The sequence below is a fragment of the Bradyrhizobium sp. LTSP857 genome (genome assembly GCF_000938285.1).
In the GTDB taxonomy this organism is placed as follows: Bacteria; Pseudomonadota; Alphaproteobacteria; order Rhizobiales; family Xanthobacteraceae; genus Bradyrhizobium.
This window is the reverse complement of record NZ_JYMS01000049.1, coordinates 881,672-899,068: the sequence shown is the minus strand read 5'-3', so window position 1 is coordinate 899,068 and position 17,397 is coordinate 881,672. Positions and strand designations below refer to the sequence as shown.

Genomic DNA, 17,397 nt, shown 5'->3' with positions numbered 1-17,397 from the left:
CTGCGACCGTCAACGATCTCTTGAGTGCGATCGATCTGGCGAGCGGCGTGAGGACGGCTTCGATCACCGCAGGTGCTGCGACGATCACCAACAGCGTCAACCAGACCATTTCGAGCGTCGGCTCCGCCAAGGTCACGCTGGAAAGCTCGACGGGTGCTGATCTGAGCGTCACCGGCAAGGCTGACCTGCTCAAGGCTCTCGGCCTGACCACGGCAGTGGGCGGCGGCAATGCCACCGTGAACGTCAACCGGACCACGAGCGCGAGCTCGCTCGGTGCGACGATTGCGGACGGTTCGACGCTGAACGTCGACGGCCATGTCATCACCTTCAAGAACGCGCCGATCCCGGGCTCGACCGGTGCTCCGAGCGTTCCGAGCGGCTTCGGTGCCAGCGGTAACGTCCTCACCGACGGTGCCGGCAACTCGACAGTCTATCTCCAGGCCGGCACGGTTGCCGACGTGTTGAAGGCGATCGATCTTGCCAGCGGCGTGCAGACCGCGACGGTCAACGCCAACGGCACTGCGACGCTTCTGACCGCAACTGGCCAAACCAACTCGTCGATCAACGCTTCGGGTCAGCTCAAGATCTCGACCGGCGTCAATGCCGATCTGTCGATCACCGGCACCGGCAATGCGCTGAACGCGCTCGGCTTCGCCGGCAACACCGGGACCTCGACCGCCTTTACCGCGGCGCGTACCTCGGGCGTTGGTGGCCTCACCGGCAAGACCTTGACCTTCGCCTCCTTCAATGGCGGCACGGCGGTCAATGTCACCTTCGGCGACGGCACCAACGGTTCGGTCAAGACGCTCGATCAGCTCAATTCGCAGCTTCAGGCCAACAACCTGACCGCGACGATCGACGCCAACGGCCTGCTGACGGTCTCGACCACCAACGACTTCGCGTCCTCGACCATCGGTTCGAGCGCCGCGGGTGGTGCGATCGGCGGCACGCTGACCTCGTCGCTGACGTTCTCGACGGCTTCCAGCCCCGTCCAGGACACGGTTGCGCAGACCTCGCGTTCGAACCTGGTGTCTCAGTACAACAACATCCTCCAGCAGATCGACTCGACCTCGCAGGACTCCTCGTTCAACGGTGTCAATCTGTTGAATGGCGACCAGCTCAAGCTGGTGTTCGACGAGACCGGCAAGTCGAACCTGAGCATCACCGGCGTGACCTACAACTCCAAGGGTCTGGGCCTTGCTGCGTTGACCGGCGGTGTCGACTTCATCGACAACGCCGCCACCAACAAGGTTCTGACCAATTTGAACTCGGCGTCGAGCACGCTGCGTTCGGAAGCCTCGAGCCTCGGTTCGAACCTGACGATCGTGCAGGTTCGTCAGGACTTCAACAAGAACCTGATCAACGTGCTGCAGACCGGTTCGTCGAACCTGACGCTGGCGGACACCAACGTCGAAGCAGCGAACAGCCAGGCACTGTCGACCCGTCAGTCGATCGCGGTCTCCGCGCTGTCGCTGGCCAACCAGTCGCAGCAGAGCGTGCTCCAGCTGCTCCGCTAATAAGCGGACAACATCGCAAGACAATAGAGCGGCGGGGCTTCGGCCCCGCCGCTTTCTTTTTGCCTCGATGATGGGGGAGGCACTGGTCCCGGCCTCGAAAAAGTAACCAGCGGTTATGGTTAATGGAGCGTAAGCGCGAAAAATCACCAATGATTTCAGACCGATTGCTGACCCTGCCCGCGCCTTCCGTCGGTTTATGGTGAACCGGCGCTTATGCGGGCGCGTCTCGTTTCACCCTTTGTTAGCCATGTCGCGGCACGCTGGCCCTGTCACTCGATCCGAAGCGATCGAACGAAGACGCGTAAGCCAGAAGGGTCAAAGTCATGTCCGGTATTGTTCTCTCTGCGTCGGTTCGCCAGAACCTGCTCTCCCTCCAGTCCACTGCTGATCTGCTCGCCACCACACAGAACCGTCTGTCGACCGGCAAGAGCGTCAACTCGGCTCTGGACAATCCCACCAACTTCTTCACGGCACAGTCGCTCGACAACCGCGCCAGCGACATCAACAATCTGCTCGATGGCATCGCCAACGGCGTGCAGGTGCTCCAGGCCGCCAACACCGGCCTGACCTCGCTGCAGAAGCTGATCGATTCCGCGAAGTCGATCGCCAACCAGGCGCTCCAGACAACCGTCGGCTACTCCACCAAGTCCAACGTCTCCACCACGATCGCGGGTGCGACGGCGGCCGACCTGCGTGGCACCACCTCCTTTGCCAGCGCAACTGCAAACAGCAACGTGCTGTATGACGGCGCGGCGGGTGGCACCACGGCGGCGAGCGGCACCACGACCCTCGGCGCCACCATCGGCGCCCTGACGGGTTCGACGGCAACGACCGGCGCCGGCGGCACCACCGCCCTGACTGGCACCATCACCCTGATCGCCGCCAGCGGCACCAGCGCGACCGGCTTGATCGGCAACGCCCAGCCGGCCGACGGCGACACGCTCACCGTCAACGGCAAGACCATCACCTTCCGCGCGGGCACGGCTCCGACCTCGACCGCGGTTGCGTCCGGCTCGGGCGTCAGCGGCAACCTCGTCACCGACGGCAGCGGCAACACCACCGTCTATCTCGGCACCTCGGGTACGCCGGCTGCGACCGTCAACGATCTCTTGAGTGCGATCGATCTGGCCAGCGGCGTGAGGACGGCTTCGATCACCGCAGGTGCTGCGACGATCACCAACAGCGTCAACCAGACCATTTCGAGCGTCGGCGCCAGCAAGGTCACGCTGGAAAGCTCTACGGGTGCGGATCTGAGCGTCACCGGCAAGGCTGACCTGCTCAATGCTCTCGGCCTGACGACGTCTTCGGGCGCCGGCAATGCTTCCGTGAACGTCAACCGGACCACGAGCGCGAGCTCGCTCGGTGCGACGATTGCGGACGGTTCGACGCTGAACGTCGACGGCCACGTCATCATCTTCAAGAACGCGCCGACCCCTGGCTCGACCGGTGCTCCGGCCGTCGGCAGCGGTTTTGGTGCGAGCGGTGCGGTCGTCACCGACGGCAACGGCAACTCGACGGTCTATCTCCAGGCCGGCACGGTCAACGACGTGCTGAAGGCGATCGACCTTGCCACCGGCGTGCAGACCGCGACAATCAACGCCAACGGCACTGCAACGCTTGCGACCGCCACTGGCCAGTCGAACTCGACGATCAATACCTCCGGTCAGCTCAAGCTCTCGACCGGCGTCAATGCCGATTTGTCGATCACCGGCAGCGGCAATGCATTGAATGTGTTCGGGCTGGCCGGTAACACTGGCTCGGCGACCGCCTTCACCGCGGCTCGTACTTCCGGCATCGGCGGCATCGCCGGCAAGACCTTGACCTTCGCTTCCTTCAATGGCGGCACGGCGGTCAACGTCACCTTCGGCGATGGCACCAACGGCACGGTCAAGACGCTCGACCAGCTCAACACGGCGCTTCAGGCCAACAACCTGGCCGCCACGATCGACGCCAACGGTCAGCTCACCATTACCGCTTCCAACGACTACGCGTCCTCGACCATCGGCTCGACTACTGCGGGCGGCGGGATCGGCGGCACGCTCACCGCGGCGCTGACGTTCTCGACGGCTTCCAATCCCGTCCAGGATGCGGTTGCGCAGACGGCCCGCGCCAATCTGGTCTCTCAGTACAACAACATCCTGAACCAGATCGACACGACCTCGCAGGACTCCTCGTTCAACGGTGTCAACCTGTTGAACGGCGACCAGCTCAAGCTGGTGTTCGATGAGACCGGCAAATCCAACCTCAACATCACCGGCGTGACCTACAACTCCAAGGGTCTGGGCCTCGCTGCACTGACCGTCGGCGTCGACTTCATCGACAACGCGGCGTCCAACAAGGTGCTGACCAACCTCAACGCCGCGTCGAGCACGCTGCGCTCGGAAGCCTCGGCGCTCGGTTCGAACCTTTCGGTGGTGCAGGTTCGTCAGGACTTCAACAAGAACCTGATCAACGTGCTGCAGACCGGTTCGTCGAACCTGACGCTGGCGGACACCAACGTCGAAGCAGCGAACAGCCAGGCCCTCTCGACCCGTCAGTCGATCGCGGTCTCCGCGCTGTCGCTGGCCAACACGTCGCAGCAGAGCGTGCTCCAGCTGCTCCGCTAAATCGCGGCAGACATCGCAAGAGAGATACAGCGGCGGGGCTTTGGCCCCGCCGTTTTTCGTTGCCTACAGGCGTTCCGGATCCGCCGATCCGTGGCCGGGCAGGGCGTTAACCTTTCGTTAACCGTATCGCTTAAAGCGGCGTTAACCATACTTTAAAGGACAGCCCCTAAAACTGGACAAAAGGCCGCCTTCCAGACCGGCGAGCCCGATTCGTACCTGGTTCTGCGCTTCAAGAGGAAGACCTGCCAATGTCCAACATCGTTCTCTCGGCGTCTGTTCGCCAGAACCTGTTGTCGCTGCAGTCGACGGCCGACTTGCTGGCCACGACGCAGGAGCGGCTTTCGACCGGCAAAAAGGTCAACACCGCGCTCGATAACCCCACCAACTTCTTCACGGCGCAGGGGCTGGACAACCGGGCGAGCGACATCAGCAACCTCCTGGACGGCATCAATAACGGTGTGCAGGTGCTCCAGGCGGCCAATACCGGCATCACCTCGCTCCAGAAGCTGATCGACAGCGCGAAATCGATCGCCAACCAGGCGCTCCAGACCACGGTCGGCTACTCCACCAAGTCCAACGTCTCGACCACAATCCCGGGTGCGACACCGGCGGACCTGCGCGGCACGACGTCTTATGCAAGCGCGACCGCCAACAGCAACGTGCTCTACACCGGTGCGGCCGGCGGCGTCACACCGGTGACGGCGGCCGCGGCGCTCGGCGCCTCGCTGGGTTCAAACGCCGGCACGGCGACCGGTGTTGCGGCGACCGCCGCTGACGGTACCACCGCGCTCGGCGGCACCAACACGCTGCTCGGCACCACGACATCCAGCACGTTCAGCACGCCGCCGGCGGACGGCGACACCATCACGGTGAACGGCAAGACCATCACCTTCCGCACCGGCCCCGCTCCGACGACGCAGCCAACCGGCTGGGGCCTCAACGCCAGCGGAAGCATTGCCACCGACGGCAACGGCAATTCGATCGTCTATGAGGGAACGGCGGCGGCGCCCAAGGCGACCGTCAACGACGTCCTCAGCGCGATCGACTTGGCGAGCGGCGTCAAGACCGCGACGATCAGCGCAGGTGCCGCAACAATTGCGACAAGCGGCGCAACTGTCGGTACGGTCCAAACACCGTCCTCCATTACTACGGGCGTGGTCACGCTGAAGAGCTCGACCGGCGCCGATCTGAGCGTGACGGGTAATGCCGACTTCCTCCACGCCCTCGGCCTGACCGCCGCGACCGGCGCGGGCAATGCCAGTGTGACCGCGAACCGGTCCACGACCTCGGGCTCGCTGGGCTCCCTGGTCCAGGACGGTTCGACGCTGAACGTCGACGGTCACACCATCACCTTCAAGAACGCGCAGACGCCGCAGTCGGCGGCAAGCGTGGCCACCGGCTATGGCGTCAACGGCAACGTCGTCACCGACGGCAACGGCAACTCGACCGTTTATCTCCAGAGCGCCAATCTGACCGACCTGCTCAACTCGATTGACCTTGCGACCGGGGTGAAGACCGCCAGCCTCTTCAACGGCGCCGCAACTCTCTCGACCACCGCGGGGCAGATCCCGTCGTCGGTCAACTCCAGCGGCCAGCTGTCGATCTCGACCGGCATCAATGCCGACCTCTCGATCACCGGCACCGGCAACGCGCTCAGCGCGCTCGGCCTCAGCGGCAACACCGGAACGGCCACCGCCTTCAGCGCGGCGCGCACCTCCGGCGTTGGTGGTGTCAGCGGCAAGACCCTGACTTTCTCGTCCTTTAACGGTGGCACGCCGGTTAACGTCACCTTCGGCGACGGCACCAACGGCACGGTCAAGACGCTCGACCAGCTCAACGTCCAGCTTCAGGCGAATCACCTGACAGCGACGATCGATGCCAACGGCGTGCTGACGGTGACCACCGTCAACGAATACGCATCCTCGACCCTCGGCTCAAGCACCGCCGGCGGCGCGGTCGGCGGCACCCTCACTGGCGTGCTCGCCTTTACCACCGCGCAGCCGCCAATCCAGGATCCCGTCGCACAGACGGCGCGCTCCGGCCTGGTCAGCCAGTTCAACAACATCCTGGCGCAGATCGACACCACGTCGCAGGACTCGTCCTTCAACGGTGTGAACCTTCTGAACGGCGATACGCTGAAGCTGGTCTTCAACGAGACCGGCAGCTCCACGCTCGGCATCAACGGTGTGGTCTTCAACTCGGCGGGTCTCGGCCTCAGCAATCTCGTGCCCGGCACGGACTTCATCGACAACGGTGCCACCAACAAGGTGCTGACCAGCCTGAACGCGGCCTCGAGCACGTTGCGATCGGAAGGTTCCGCGCTCGGTTCGAACCTCTCGATCGTGCAGGTCCGTCAGGACTTCTCCAAGAACCTGATCAACGTGCTGCAAACCGGCTCGTCCAACCTGACGCTCGCCGATACGAACGAAGAGGCGGCCAACAGCCAGGCGCTGTCGACCCGCCAGTCCATCGCGGTCTCCGCGCTGTCGCTCGCCAACCAGTCGCAGCAGAGCGTACTCCAGCTGCTCCGCTAATATCGCAGCGCAAGATCGCCACTCGAGATATCGCGGCGGGGCTAATGCCCCGCCGTTCTTTTGAGGGAGATCGCTAAGACAAGATTAGCTCAGATTGACGCGCGTCATGCGAAGCACGTTTACAGCATGCATGCGGGCATTTAGCGTTGGGCTGACGAAGGACTCCACGACCCGTAATACTCCGGAGTGCTTCCAAGCGCACACGTAAGCAAATCTTAAGCGGTACTGCCTAGGGTTGGGAAAGAAATCCTTAAGCCTGTTCAACGGGCTAGGAAGCTTCCAAGGTGTGATTGATGTCGAATTCTGCTGCCTCGGCCTACGCGCGTGTTGCAACGACCACCGCATCTCCTCGCGACATTGAGGCACAAACTTTGCTGAAGGCAGCGAACAAGCTCCAGGACGCGGTCAACAACGCCGACCCGTTCAGCGAGCAGACCACGCATGCCCTGATGTTCAACCGCAAGCTCTGGACGATCTTCCTGAGCGAGGCGATGCGCGACAACAATCCGCAGCCGCTCGATGTCCGGCAGAAGATCGCGAATATCAGCGTGTTCGTGCTGAGCCAGACCGCGGCGCTCCAGATGAGCCCGCAGTTCGATCACTTCCGTCCGCTGATCGAGATCAACCGCAATATCGCCGCCGGCCTGTCCGGCCGGCCGTGACGGAGGCTTGTTATGGCCGACATCATGAGCATCTTGTCGACCGCGTATAAGTCCAACGTTCTTTCGACCACGACAGGCTCGTCCAAATACGTCGCAGTCGATTCGTCTCTGTACCAGGGCAATTGGACCGGTACTTATCCCGACGGCAAGAAATTCTCGCTCAACGTTTCGCAGGTCGACGGGTTTCGCGCGCAGGTCCACTATCAGAGCGACGGGACGTCCCAGTACCAGCAGGTCCTGATCAAGGATTCTTCGTTCCGCTTCGGCAATACGAAGTTCACGCTGACCGACACCGGTCAGGCCCAGATCAAGAACGTCGTCACCGATCCCGCGACCGGCTCGACCTATCTCGACACGGCCCAGGCCACGCTCGACACGTGATCGTCAGGCGCTGAGGTCCGTATTGAGCGGACGCGAGGGCTCGGACTTCAGATCCTGCGCATGGAAATAGGCCCGGCGGCGCAGCATCGCCTCGTCCGGAAACTGATTCACCACCGCGTCGGTCTTCTCGTTGAGGACCTGGAAGACGAAAGATGCCGCCGCCTGGTCGAACACCACCTGGCGTGAGACGTTTTCGCTGCTCGGCAGATCATTGCGCGCGGGTGCGGCCGCATTGCCTGCGGCCACCGTCTGGCTCGCTGGCAAATCGGTTTGCACGGCATCGTTCGCCGCCGTATTCGACGTCGTCACGATCTGCGCTGGTGCCGGTATCCCCACCGGCCTGATGCTGAAATCTGTACTCATGGCAGCCTCCTGGTTGCCTCGTGTGAGTCAAATCCCAACCCCTCTCAATACGCAACCATGGAACACCAGGTTTGAAGACCCGGTAAGGAAACGTGCCTAACCGCGCGACGAGATCGCCGCGCGGTTTTTCGTAAAATTGTAAGCTGTTTTCGTCTGCGCTCAGAGCGAGCGGCTGACCGCGAGCGGAGTGATGTGGCGCGGGCCTGGCGTGGCGCGGCGCCCAGCCGCCGTATAGGTGTTCGGCACGTTGCGCTTCTGGATCTCGGCATTGACGCCGCGCACGACGCTCTCGGAGACCGCATGCGCGGTCGCGAGCACGGTGAGGTTGACCTGAAGCATCGCGCGGAAGGCGTCGTGGTGCCGATGCAGCGTCGAGAGCAGTTCGGGCGCGGATTTCGCGAGCTGGGCCTGGTTCGCCTTCAACTGGCTGACGGCTCCGACGTAGCGCCGTGACAGCTCCTGCTTCTGGCTCTCGAGCGTCATCGCTTCGCGGACCTTGCCAGCGCGCACGAGCTCGGTCTCGCGCTCGATCAGGCCGAGCAAGGCGCTCATCGCGTCCATCAGGTCCTCGGCGAGCTTGCGCGCCGCGGCGCTTTCGGGCGTGTTGCTCGGGCGCTGCGCTGGCATCGGCTGACGTGACGGGCTGAAGCGGTTCATCTCGTTTGACCTTATGCCGTACGAAGAGTGGTTTTTGCCTGCTGCATGATCAGGGTGCGGTAGACGTCGCGGGCGACACCGACCCCGCCGGCGCTGGCGAAGTTCTTGGAATATTGCTCGGTCAGCATCGAACGCCACACGCCCGTGCCCGGGGTGTCGCCGAACGGGCCTTCGCCCTTCAGGCCCGAGGTCATCTGCGCGAACATGCTGTTGAGAAACATGCCCTCGAAATCGGTGGCGGTCTTCTGCGACTTGGCCTGCTGCTGCGGCGAGACCTTTTGCAGCGCTGCGGCGAGCTCGAAATCCGGCCGGCCGTTGCGGCTTTCCACCGTGAAGGCCGGGTTTGCGACGGAGGCGGTGGTGGTTGTGCCGATATGCATCACATCACCTCGATGTCGGCTTCGATCGCGCCGGCGGCCTTGATCGCCTGGAGGATGCTGATGAGGTCGCGGGGGCCGATGCCGAGGCCGTTGAGGCCATCGACGAGCTGTTGGAGCGAGACGCCGTCCTTGACGACGGCGAACTTCTTGCCGTCCTCGGTGACGCTGACGCCGGTACGCGGCGTGACCACCGTCCGTCCCCGCGACAGCGGATTGGGCTGGCTTACCTGCGGGCTCTCGGAGATCGTGACCGTGAGATTGCCTTGCGCGACCGCAACGGTTGCGACACGGACGTCGCGGCCCATCACGATGATGCCGGAGCGTTCGTCGATGACGATCTTGGCGGCCAGATCAGGATCGACCTGGAGCTGCTCGATCTCGGTGAGGAAGGCGACCACGTTGCCCTTGAACTCGGGCGGGATCGAAAGCTGCACCGTCGAGGGATCGATCGGTTCGGCGCTCTTGACGCCGAGATAGTCGTTGATCGCGGCCGCAATGCGCTTGGCGGTGGTGAAGTCGGCGTTGCGCAGTGCGAGGCGCACGTTCGGCAGGCGATTGAGTGCGAACTCGATCTCGCGCTCGATGATGGCGCCGTTGGCGATGCGCCCGACGGTGGGAACGCCGCGTACGATCTTGGCCGCTTCGCCTTCGGCCTGGAAGCCGGAGATCGCGAGCGAGCCCTGGCCGACCGCATAGACGTTGCCGTCGGCGCCGAGGAGGGGGGTGACGAGCAGGGTGCCGCCGCGCAGGTCCTTGGCGTCGCCGAGCGCGGAGACGGTGACGTCCATCCGCGTGCCTTGTGTCGCGAAGGCCGGCAGGTTGCCGGTCACCATCACGGCGGCGACGTTGCCGGTGCGGATGGTGGCGCCGCGGATGTTGACGCCCATGCGCTCGAGCATGGCCTGCAGCGACTGCTTGGTGAAGGGGATGTTGTTGAGGGTGTCGCCGGTGCCGTTGAGGCCGACGACGAGGCCGTAGCCGATGAGCTGGTTCTGCCGCACGCCTTCGATATTGGCGAGATCCTTGATGCGCGAGGTCGCGCTTGCGGACACGACGGAGAGCACCAGCGCTGACAGCGCGGCGCAAGCCACTCCAAGAATCCTGACCCAACGAACGCCTGGCATCCTCTGCTCCCCGAGGCTCCTCAAATCTCGGACCGTCCCGACACTCCCATGACGAGCTGGTCCGACGCTGTCCTTGCGAGGGCTGTGCCAACGCGGGGCAGCGGGGGCAGGTGATTGAATAGGTTGAATAAATCTCTTTCGGTCGATGCCAGACCGTGTTCGCCTTGAGGAGCGAAACTGCCGCCTGTCGGCAGATTTTGCCGGGCTGTTTACGCGTCGTTAACCATAAAACGGTGAAGCTCCCGCATCGATCACCCGGATTGCTTCGATGCGCATCTACGGACCGAACGGCACCACGCTGGGAACGCCGGCCAACCAGGCCAGGCGGACGAGCTCCGGCACCTTCGCGTTGCCGGACACGTCGTCGGCACAGGAGACACGGGCCGCTGCCGCGCCCAAGGCATCCGCCAACATCGATGCGCTGCTCGCGCTGCAAGGTATCGAGGAAGATCCGGTCGAGCGCCGCAAACGCTCGGTCACCCGCGGCAAGACCGCGCTCGACGTGCTCGACGATCTCAAGATGGGACTTTTGTCCGGCAATCTCAACGCGTCGACCGTAATGCGGCTGCGCGATGCTGCGGCGAACCTGAAATCGTCTTCCGGCGATCCCGGCCTCGATGCCGTGCTCTCCGAGATCGAGCTGCGCGTCGAGGTCGAGCTCGCGAAGGCCGGGCAGGCGTAGTCGTTATCCGGCAATCTGAAGCGCTCGCGGAACGGCCTTACGCCGCTTCTTCCTTTTGCTGTGAATCATAGCGACGCTGGGCGGCCAGCACGTCTTTCAGATTTTGCTCGGCCCAATCGCGCAGGGGATCGACGGCACCGGCGAGTGTTACGCCGAGCTGCGTGATCGAATACTCCACCGTCACCGGCACGGTCGCGATGGCGCGGCGCTTGATCAGGCCGTCGCGTTCGAGCGACTTGAGAACCTGGCTCAGCATCTTTTGCGAAATGCCTTCAATCGTGCGGCGCAACTGATTGAAGCGCATCGGCTCCTCGCGCAGCAGCAACAGGATCAGCACCGCCCATTTGTCGCCGACGCGGTCGAGAATCCGGCGGGTCGGACAGTCTGCTGCATAGACGTTGGGTTTCATCTCCGATCCTCGTGCTCCGTTCCGGTTGCCGGCTGCTCCTGTCGATAGCTCTTGCCGGTTACTCCTGCGTAATTAGGTAAGCACAAAGTGCTCTCTTAACACTAGCATTCTTTTTGATATCTAGTTTCTATTAGTTACCAAAGAGAAAAGGAGCCTCCATGAAAATCGCAGTTGCCGGCGCCTCGGGCCGGGCCGGGTCGGAGATCACCAAGGAACTGTCCCGCCGCGGGCATAGCGTCACCGCCATCGCACGGAACCCCGAGAAGATCGCCGCGCTGCCGAACGTCATGCCGACCAAGGGGGACGTGCTCGACCAGGCCGGCCTGACCAAGCTGTGGGCCGGGCATGACGTCGCCGTGAGTTCCGTGCACTTCCTGGCCAGCGACGCGCACAAGCTGATTGGAGCTGCCAAGGCATCCCGGGTCGGACGTTATCTCGTCGTCGGCGGGGCCGGCAGCCTGGAGGTCGCTCCCGGGGTGAAACTGGTCACAACCCCCGCTTTTCCAGCCCAATACAAGGCCGAGGCGGAGGCGGGCTCCGCCTTTCTCGACCTGTTGCGGCAGGAAAAGGACCTGAACTGGACCTTCATCTCGCCATCGGCGCTGTTCGTCGAGGGGGAGCAGACGGGCAAGTTCCGGCTCGGGGCCGACCAGCTTCTCGCAGATGCGAGCGGCAAGAGCTGGATCAGCTTTGCCGACTACGCCATAGCCTTGGCCGATGAGGTCGAGCGGCCGGCCCATTCGAGGCAGCGTTTCACGGTCGGCTACTGAGTTCTGACCGAGTTCTAGGCCGCCCCCGGGGTCTTCCGGATAAACCTTCGTGTGCAAGGGCTTGGGGGCGGTAACCGACCGATTAAGGAAATATTGTCTGTCACGGGAGGTCGCTATATAAGCCCCGGCTCAACGGACTTCGTTCCGTTCACGAGTCGTTGCTTCAGAAGATAGGCCGCCCTTGGAAAAGTTGAAAAACTACCGACCGACCGAAAAAGAGCCTTTCATGAACGACCGGCAGAAGGAGTACTTCCGTTTGAAGCTCCTCGCCTGGAAGGATGAGATCCTCAAAGAGTCCAAGCTCACCCTGCAAGCCTTGCAGGAGGAGAATGTGAACCACCCCGATCTCGCCGATCGGGCTTCGTCCGAAACCGACCGCGCCATCGAACTCCGCGCCCGCGACCGCCAGCGCAAGTTGATCGCCAAGATCGACGCCGCGCTCCAGCGGATCGAGGACAACACCTACGGCTATTGCGAGGATACCGGCGAGCCGATCTCGTTGAAGCGGCTCGAGGCCCGGCCCATCGCGACGCTCTCGGTGGAAGCGCAGGAGCGCCACGAGAAACGCGAGAAGGTCTATCGCGACGAATAGAGTCCGAGCCGCCGCGTGCGGCTCTTTGTTTTTGGAAACAAGGCGCCGCTTCGCGCCGCGATCAGCATGTTGCCTACGCCTTGCTGCGGCGCGCGTCAGCTCGTGACCGCAATCCGAAAAGTGAATCACGATCAATGGGCTAGAGTCTAATCCTCCAAGCTCACGTGAGTTCAGATGAGAAACAGCCTTCACTTCAGGTGCGGGAGGTTTTACGAGTCGCATCAACGAGATCGACTCGGATGTTGAGTCGTTGATCGAGCCGCATCAAGTAGCGCTGCAATCACGCCTCTTGCGTCACCTGCGAGGCCGCAAGGCGCGCGCCTCCATAAAGCCTCGACCAGCTCAACATTTCCTTAAAGGTCGGCTCCAGCCCGTAGGCCGCATCCGTCAACTCATACTCGACCCGGAGCGGCTTCCCGGGGAAGGCGGTCCGCGACACCAAACCGTCCAGCTCGAGCTCGCGGAGCTGCGTGGTCAGCATGTGCTGGGTGATGCCTGCGACCGACCGGCGTAATGCGCCGAAGCGCATTGCGCCGTGCATCAGCGACGACAGGATCTCGAGCTTCCATTTGCCGCCGAGTGCATGGATGGCGCGACTGAAATCGGCGAGCTGAGCAGCGTCGGGGGTGCAGTCGCAATCGTTGCCGCAAGGGGCGGTGGTCAGGTTTTCCATACTGGTCTCGAAATTCAGTCTACTTGTTCCCCCGAGAGATAGTGACCAGATGCCGCCCTGAGCAGGGCCTTGGTGGAACAATCTGCCGGCCCGGACAACGAGGGTATTTGGGCAATGAGCACTGTTCTGGTCACCGGCGGCTCTGGCTTCGTCGGCATCCATGTCGTCCTGCAACTCCTGGCCGCCGGCCACGCGGTGCAGACGACGGTGCGCCGGCCGGACCGACAGGACGATGTGCTGGCGATGCTGCGCGAGGGCGGGGCAGTTGCGCCGGAAAGCCTGTCCTTCTTCACCGCCGACCTCACCCGGGATGAGGGCTGGCGCGAGGCGGTTGAGGGATGTGACTACGTGCTGCACGTCGCCTCGCCATTGTCGACCAGCGTCCCCACGGACGAGAACGAGATGATCATCCCGGCCCGCGACGGCACGCTGCGGGTGCTGCGCGCCGCGCGTGATGCCGGCGTCAAGCGCGTCGTCATTACCTCGTCGGTGGGCGCGATCGCCTACGGCCACCCGCCGCGGGCAAAACCGTTCGACGAGACCGACTGGACCAATCTCGACGGCATGGAGGCGCAGCCTTACATCAAATCCAAGACGCTGGCCGAGCGGGCGGCCTGGGATTTCGTCACGCGCGAGGGCGGCGGGCTGGAGCTCTCCGTCGTCAACCCCGCCGCCATTTTCGGTCCCGTGCTGGGGCCGGATTTTTCCGGCTCGATCGAGATCGTCAAACTGCTGCTCAACGGTGCCGCGCCGGCGGTGCCGCGGATCTATTTCGGCCCGGTCGACGTGCGCGACGTGGCCGACCTGCACCTGAGGGCGATGACCGCGCCCGAGGCCAGGGGCGAGCGCTTCATCGCAGCGTCCGGCGGAACGCTGTCGCTCCTGGACATCGCCAACGTGCTGCGGCGGGAGCTAGGCCCCAGGGCCCGCCGGGTTCCACGCTTGCAAGCGCCGGATTGGGCGGTGCGCCTGGCCGCGACCCGGATTCCGCTGCTGCGCGCCGTGGCGCCGATGCTCGGCAAGGTGCGCGACTCCACCAGTGCCAAGGCGAAGTCGCTGCTCGGCTGGACGGCTCGTTCCAACGAAGAGGCGATCCTCTCGACGGCCGAGAGCCTGATCCGGCTCGGCCTGGTCAAGGCGTAAGCCACCCGCCCCCCACGCTTGTCAGGGCCGGGTGGGGATGCTCCACTGCCGCGCATGATCGCGTAGCGTGGGAGGCGGCGCCGATGGACAAAATTCTCCAAGCCGCAAAGGCGATCGCGCTGGCGCGCCGCAACCATGCGCCGCTCGCGGCGCTCGAGGTTCCCCCGGCCGACGAGGCCGAGGGCTACCAGGTCCAGCGCGCGCTGCATGATCTGCTGCTGCCGCATGTCGGCCCGCTCGTCGGCTACAAGATCGGCTGCACCAGCCAGGTGATGCAGGACTATATCGGCATTCCGCATCCCTGCGGCGGCGGCGTGTTCCAGAAGGGCGTGCACGACAGCGGCGTCAAGCTCGCCGCGTCCAACTATGTCCGCGTCGGCGTCGAATGCGAGATCGCGGTCCGGCTGAAGCGCGATCTTGCTGCTGGCGAGGCGCCATTCACGGCCGAATGGGTCGGCGAAGCGGTCGAGGCCTATCATCCCGCAATCGAGATCGTCGACGACCGCTACGTGAAATGGGAGACGATGGGCGCGCCGACACTCATTGCCGACGATTTCTTCGCCGCCGGCTGTGTGCTGGGGCCGTCCGTTCCGCGCTCGTCGGTGCCGGACCTGAAGGCGGTCAAAGGCCGCGCTCTGGTCAACGGCGAGGAAGTCAGTCACGGCACCGGCGCCGACGTGCTCGGCCATCCCCACAACGCCCTCGCCTGGCTCGCCAACCACCTCGCCGCCGAAGGCAAGGGCCTGCATGCCGGGCAGCTCGTGCTGACGGGAAGCCTGGTGAAGACGCTGTGGCTGAAGGCCGGCGACAAGGTGCGGATGGAGCTGGAGGGGCTGGGCGTGGTCGAGGCGGAGTTTACGTGAGCTTAGCCCGGCGTCATTGCGAGGAGCCTTTCGGGACGAAGCAATCCAGCGTCTCCTCGGAGGCAATCTGGATTGCTTCGCCTATGCTCGCAATGACGGAGTGTGGGCGCTCGCAAGCTTGAGTTCGCATCTATTTGGCGAACGCGGGAAATACCGGCAGCTTCTCGACGTCGCGCGCATCGTGCTGGATGATGACGGTGGCTTTGAGATTTGTCGCGATCTTCTTGAGACGCTCGATTGAAGCCACGGTCTGGGCCCGATCGTAGTTGAATGAGGGCACGCCGTCGGAATCGAAGTTCTCGCGGAAGTGGGCCGCATCGCCGGTGATGATGACGGGGCCCATCTGCGAGAGCTTGACCAGCAAACTGGAATGGCCTGCGGTATGCCCCGGCGTGCGCAGCATGATCACCGTGCCGTCGCCGAACACGTCCTTGTCGATGGCTTGCGGCTCGACCTTGCTCTCGCCCTTGATCCAGCTCTCGAACGGCTTGAAGTTGGCGCCCTCTGGCGGCTTGGGGCTGGAGATCGCATCCCATTCCCTGGCGCCAATCAGCAATGTTGCTTTCGGGAATGAAGCGATCTGGCCGGTGTGATCGGCGTGATAATGGCTGATACAGACATATTTGATCTGGTCGGGCTTGACGTCGATCTTGGCGAGATTGTCGACCAGGCTCACCTTGGGCGCGACATTGGGGGCCGTCATGGCATGGCCTGTGTCCCACAGCATATAATCGTCACCATGCTTGATGAGGTAGCAGCTGTAGACGAACTGAAGCTTGAGATCGCCGTGGGCGTAAATATCCGAGAAGCGCTCGTTGACGGCTGTCGGCGCCTGCGGCGTGCCGCAATCGATGCGCGCCAGCGATAGCTCAGGCGCTGCTTGCACAGGCACCGCAATGCCGGAGAGCAGAGTGGCGCTAATGGCAAGCTTGATCAGCATTCGATTCATTGTTTTTTCCATTGATGAAACGGTGAGGCGTAATCTTTTGTAACGGCGTTCAAGACATTCAGCGCGCCGCGGGTCCCGGGCACAGCATATACCCGAAAACACCAGACTGTATCGGCGGCAGAATTCTGGCTTGCTTCGCTTGCGCTCGCAATGACGGAGTGTATTGCGGTGCCTCAGCGCCGCGGCTGCTTGCAAACTCGCGGCTCGCAATCGCGACACCGCAAAATATGCGGCCTCCGGCAGGGGAGCTACCGGAGGCCGCGTAGTACATCGTCGTTCGCGCCTAGGTTCGCGAACACGATGTGGGAGCTCTTAAAGAAGGCTAGAAGGGCAGCAGCACGTCCATGACCTGCTGGCCGTAGCGCGGTTGCTGCACGTCCATGATCTGGCCGCGGCCGCCATAGGCGATGCGGGCCTGCGCGATCTTGCTGGAATCGATGGTGTTGTCGCTCTGGATGTCTTCGGGGCGGACGATGCCGGCGACCACGAGCTCGCGGATCTCGAAGTTGACGCGGATCTCCTGCTTACCTTCGACCACGAGGTTGCCGTTCGGCAGCACCTGGGTGACGACCGCGGCGACATTGGTTTGCAACGCTTCCTGGCGATTGACCGAACCCTTGCCGTCGCTGGAGGCGGTGGAGTCGGCGGTGAGGATGCGGCCGGGCAGCACCTTCTGCGCCTGGGCGCCGAGCGTCTTGGCGCCGATGAAATCGGTGATGCCTGAGTCTTCAGAGTTGGTGCGGCTGCGCTGGGTCTCGTTGGCGATGTTGGCCTTGTCGGTGATGTTCACGGTCACGGTCAGGAGGTCGCCGACATGGGTCGCGCGCTGGTCCTTGAAGAAGGCGCGGCTGCCGTTGCGCCACAGCGAGTTCGGATTGTAGGAGGCGACTTCCGGTTTCGGCATCGGCATCTGCACCGGCTTGTAGCCGGGCTGCGTCGTCGGATTGTCGATCGCCGACATCTTCGGTTGTTCGCCGATCTGCGACAGACGGTCGATCGATGAGCAGCCGCTCGCCAGTGCTGAGGTTGCGAGCAGCAGGCCGGAAAGCGCAACGCGACGACGACGGGAAGCCGAACTGAAAGCGGACATGA

Annotated in this window: 18 protein-coding genes; 10 read left to right on the top strand and 8 right to left on the bottom strand. The window is 63.4% G+C overall.

Annotated elements, in window-relative coordinates; all coding sequences use genetic code 11:
* The 5 genes from UP06_RS37730 to UP06_RS37710 all read left to right on the top strand — a co-directional run.
* Positions 1-1,517 (top strand): DUF1522 domain-containing protein (locus UP06_RS37730; RefSeq protein WP_045008683.1); only part of this gene is annotated, 1,517 nt, incomplete at its 5' end.
* A 323-nt stretch (positions 1,518-1,840) separates the two neighbouring features.
* Positions 1,841-4,123 (top strand): DUF1522 domain-containing protein, encoded by a 2,283-nt coding sequence (locus UP06_RS37725; protein WP_045008682.1) that lies wholly within the window; start codon positions 1,841-1,843, stop codon positions 4,121-4,123.
* Between the two features lie 248 nt (positions 4,124-4,371).
* Positions 4,372-6,657, top strand: a complete 2,286-nt coding sequence (locus UP06_RS37720; RefSeq protein ID WP_045008681.1) for a DUF1522 domain-containing protein — start codon at positions 4,372-4,374, stop codon at positions 6,655-6,657.
* A gap of 293 nt (positions 6,658-6,950) precedes the next feature.
* A complete protein-coding gene (gene flaF, locus UP06_RS37715; protein WP_045008680.1) occupies positions 6,951-7,319 on the top strand; it encodes a flagellar biosynthesis regulator FlaF in 369 nt (122 codons plus the stop codon).
* A 12-nt stretch (positions 7,320-7,331) separates the two neighbouring features.
* Complete coding sequence (locus UP06_RS37710) at positions 7,332-7,700, top strand: hypothetical protein (protein WP_045008679.1); 369 nt, start codon at positions 7,332-7,334, stop codon at positions 7,698-7,700.
* A gap of 3 nt (positions 7,701-7,703) precedes the next feature.
* On the opposite strand, the gene UP06_RS37705 is transcribed toward UP06_RS37710, so the two are convergent.
* The 4 genes from UP06_RS37705 to UP06_RS37690 all read right to left on the bottom strand — a co-directional run bounded on the left by UP06_RS37705 (position 7,704) and on the right by UP06_RS37690 (position 10,224).
* On the bottom strand, positions 7,704-8,063 hold the full coding sequence (locus UP06_RS37705; protein ID WP_045008678.1) for a hypothetical protein: 360 nt from the start codon (positions 8,061-8,063) through the stop codon (positions 7,704-7,706).
* Between the two features lie 159 nt (positions 8,064-8,222).
* A complete protein-coding gene (locus UP06_RS37700; protein WP_045008677.1) occupies positions 8,223-8,720 on the bottom strand; it encodes a hypothetical protein in 498 nt (165 codons plus the stop codon).
* A gap of 11 nt (positions 8,721-8,731) precedes the next feature.
* Entirely contained in the window at positions 8,732-9,100 is a 369-nt protein-coding gene (gene flgJ / locus UP06_RS37695) for a flagellar assembly peptidoglycan hydrolase FlgJ (protein ID WP_045008676.1), read from the bottom strand.
* Positions 9,100-10,224 carry a flagellar basal body P-ring protein FlgI gene (locus tag UP06_RS37690; RefSeq protein WP_045008675.1) on the bottom strand — a complete coding sequence of 375 codons (1,125 nt, stop codon included), beginning with the start codon at positions 10,222-10,224 and terminating at the stop codon, positions 9,100-9,102. The genes flgJ and UP06_RS37690 overlap by 1 nt, the downstream gene beginning before the upstream one ends.
* Positions 10,225-10,492: 268 nt before the next feature.
* Between UP06_RS37690 and UP06_RS37685 the strand changes: the two genes are divergently transcribed.
* Entirely contained in the window at positions 10,493-10,906 is a 414-nt protein-coding gene (locus tag UP06_RS37685) for a flagellar assembly protein FliX (RefSeq protein ID WP_045008674.1), read from the top strand.
* A 37-nt stretch (positions 10,907-10,943) separates the two neighbouring features.
* Here UP06_RS37685 and UP06_RS37680 read toward each other — a convergent pair whose 3' ends face one another.
* Complete coding sequence (locus UP06_RS37680; RefSeq protein WP_045008673.1) at positions 10,944-11,315, bottom strand: winged helix-turn-helix transcriptional regulator; 372 nt, start codon at positions 11,313-11,315, stop codon at positions 10,944-10,946.
* 158 nt (positions 11,316-11,473) lie between these two features.
* On the opposite strand from UP06_RS37680, the gene UP06_RS37675 reads away from it, so the two are divergent.
* Positions 11,474-12,085 (top strand): NAD(P)-dependent oxidoreductase, encoded by a 612-nt coding sequence (locus UP06_RS37675; RefSeq protein ID WP_045008672.1) that lies wholly within the window; start codon positions 11,474-11,476, stop codon positions 12,083-12,085.
* 226 nt (positions 12,086-12,311) lie between these two features.
* Positions 12,312-12,677, top strand: a complete 366-nt coding sequence (gene dksA, locus UP06_RS37670; RefSeq protein ID WP_008554760.1) for an RNA polymerase-binding protein DksA — start codon at positions 12,312-12,314, stop codon at positions 12,675-12,677.
* A gap of 280 nt (positions 12,678-12,957) precedes the next feature.
* Here the strand turns inward: dksA and UP06_RS37665 are convergent, their stop codons facing one another.
* Positions 12,958-13,350: a winged helix-turn-helix transcriptional regulator gene (locus UP06_RS37665; RefSeq protein ID WP_045008671.1), complete on the bottom strand. Its 393-nt coding sequence runs from the start codon at positions 13,348-13,350 to the stop codon at positions 12,958-12,960.
* Between the two features lie 114 nt (positions 13,351-13,464).
* Here UP06_RS37665 and UP06_RS37660 point away from each other — a divergent pair, with 114 nt between their 5' ends.
* Positions 13,465-14,493 (top strand): SDR family oxidoreductase, encoded by a 1,029-nt coding sequence (locus tag UP06_RS37660; RefSeq protein ID WP_045008670.1) that lies wholly within the window; start codon positions 13,465-13,467, stop codon positions 14,491-14,493.
* An 83-nt stretch (positions 14,494-14,576) separates the two neighbouring features.
* A complete protein-coding gene (locus UP06_RS37655) occupies positions 14,577-15,356 on the top strand; it encodes a 2-keto-4-pentenoate hydratase (RefSeq protein ID WP_045008669.1) in 780 nt (259 codons plus the stop codon).
* 130 nt (positions 15,357-15,486) lie between these two features.
* Here UP06_RS37655 and UP06_RS37650 read toward each other — a convergent pair whose 3' ends face one another.
* A complete protein-coding gene (locus tag UP06_RS37650; protein ID WP_045008668.1) occupies positions 15,487-16,305 on the bottom strand; it encodes an N-acyl homoserine lactonase family protein in 819 nt (272 codons plus the stop codon).
* 322 nt (positions 16,306-16,627) lie between these two features.
* Entirely contained in the window at positions 16,628-17,395 is a 768-nt protein-coding gene (gene flgH / locus UP06_RS37645; protein WP_045008667.1) for a flagellar basal body L-ring protein FlgH, read from the bottom strand.
* Positions 17,396-17,397: the final 2 nt, after the last annotated feature.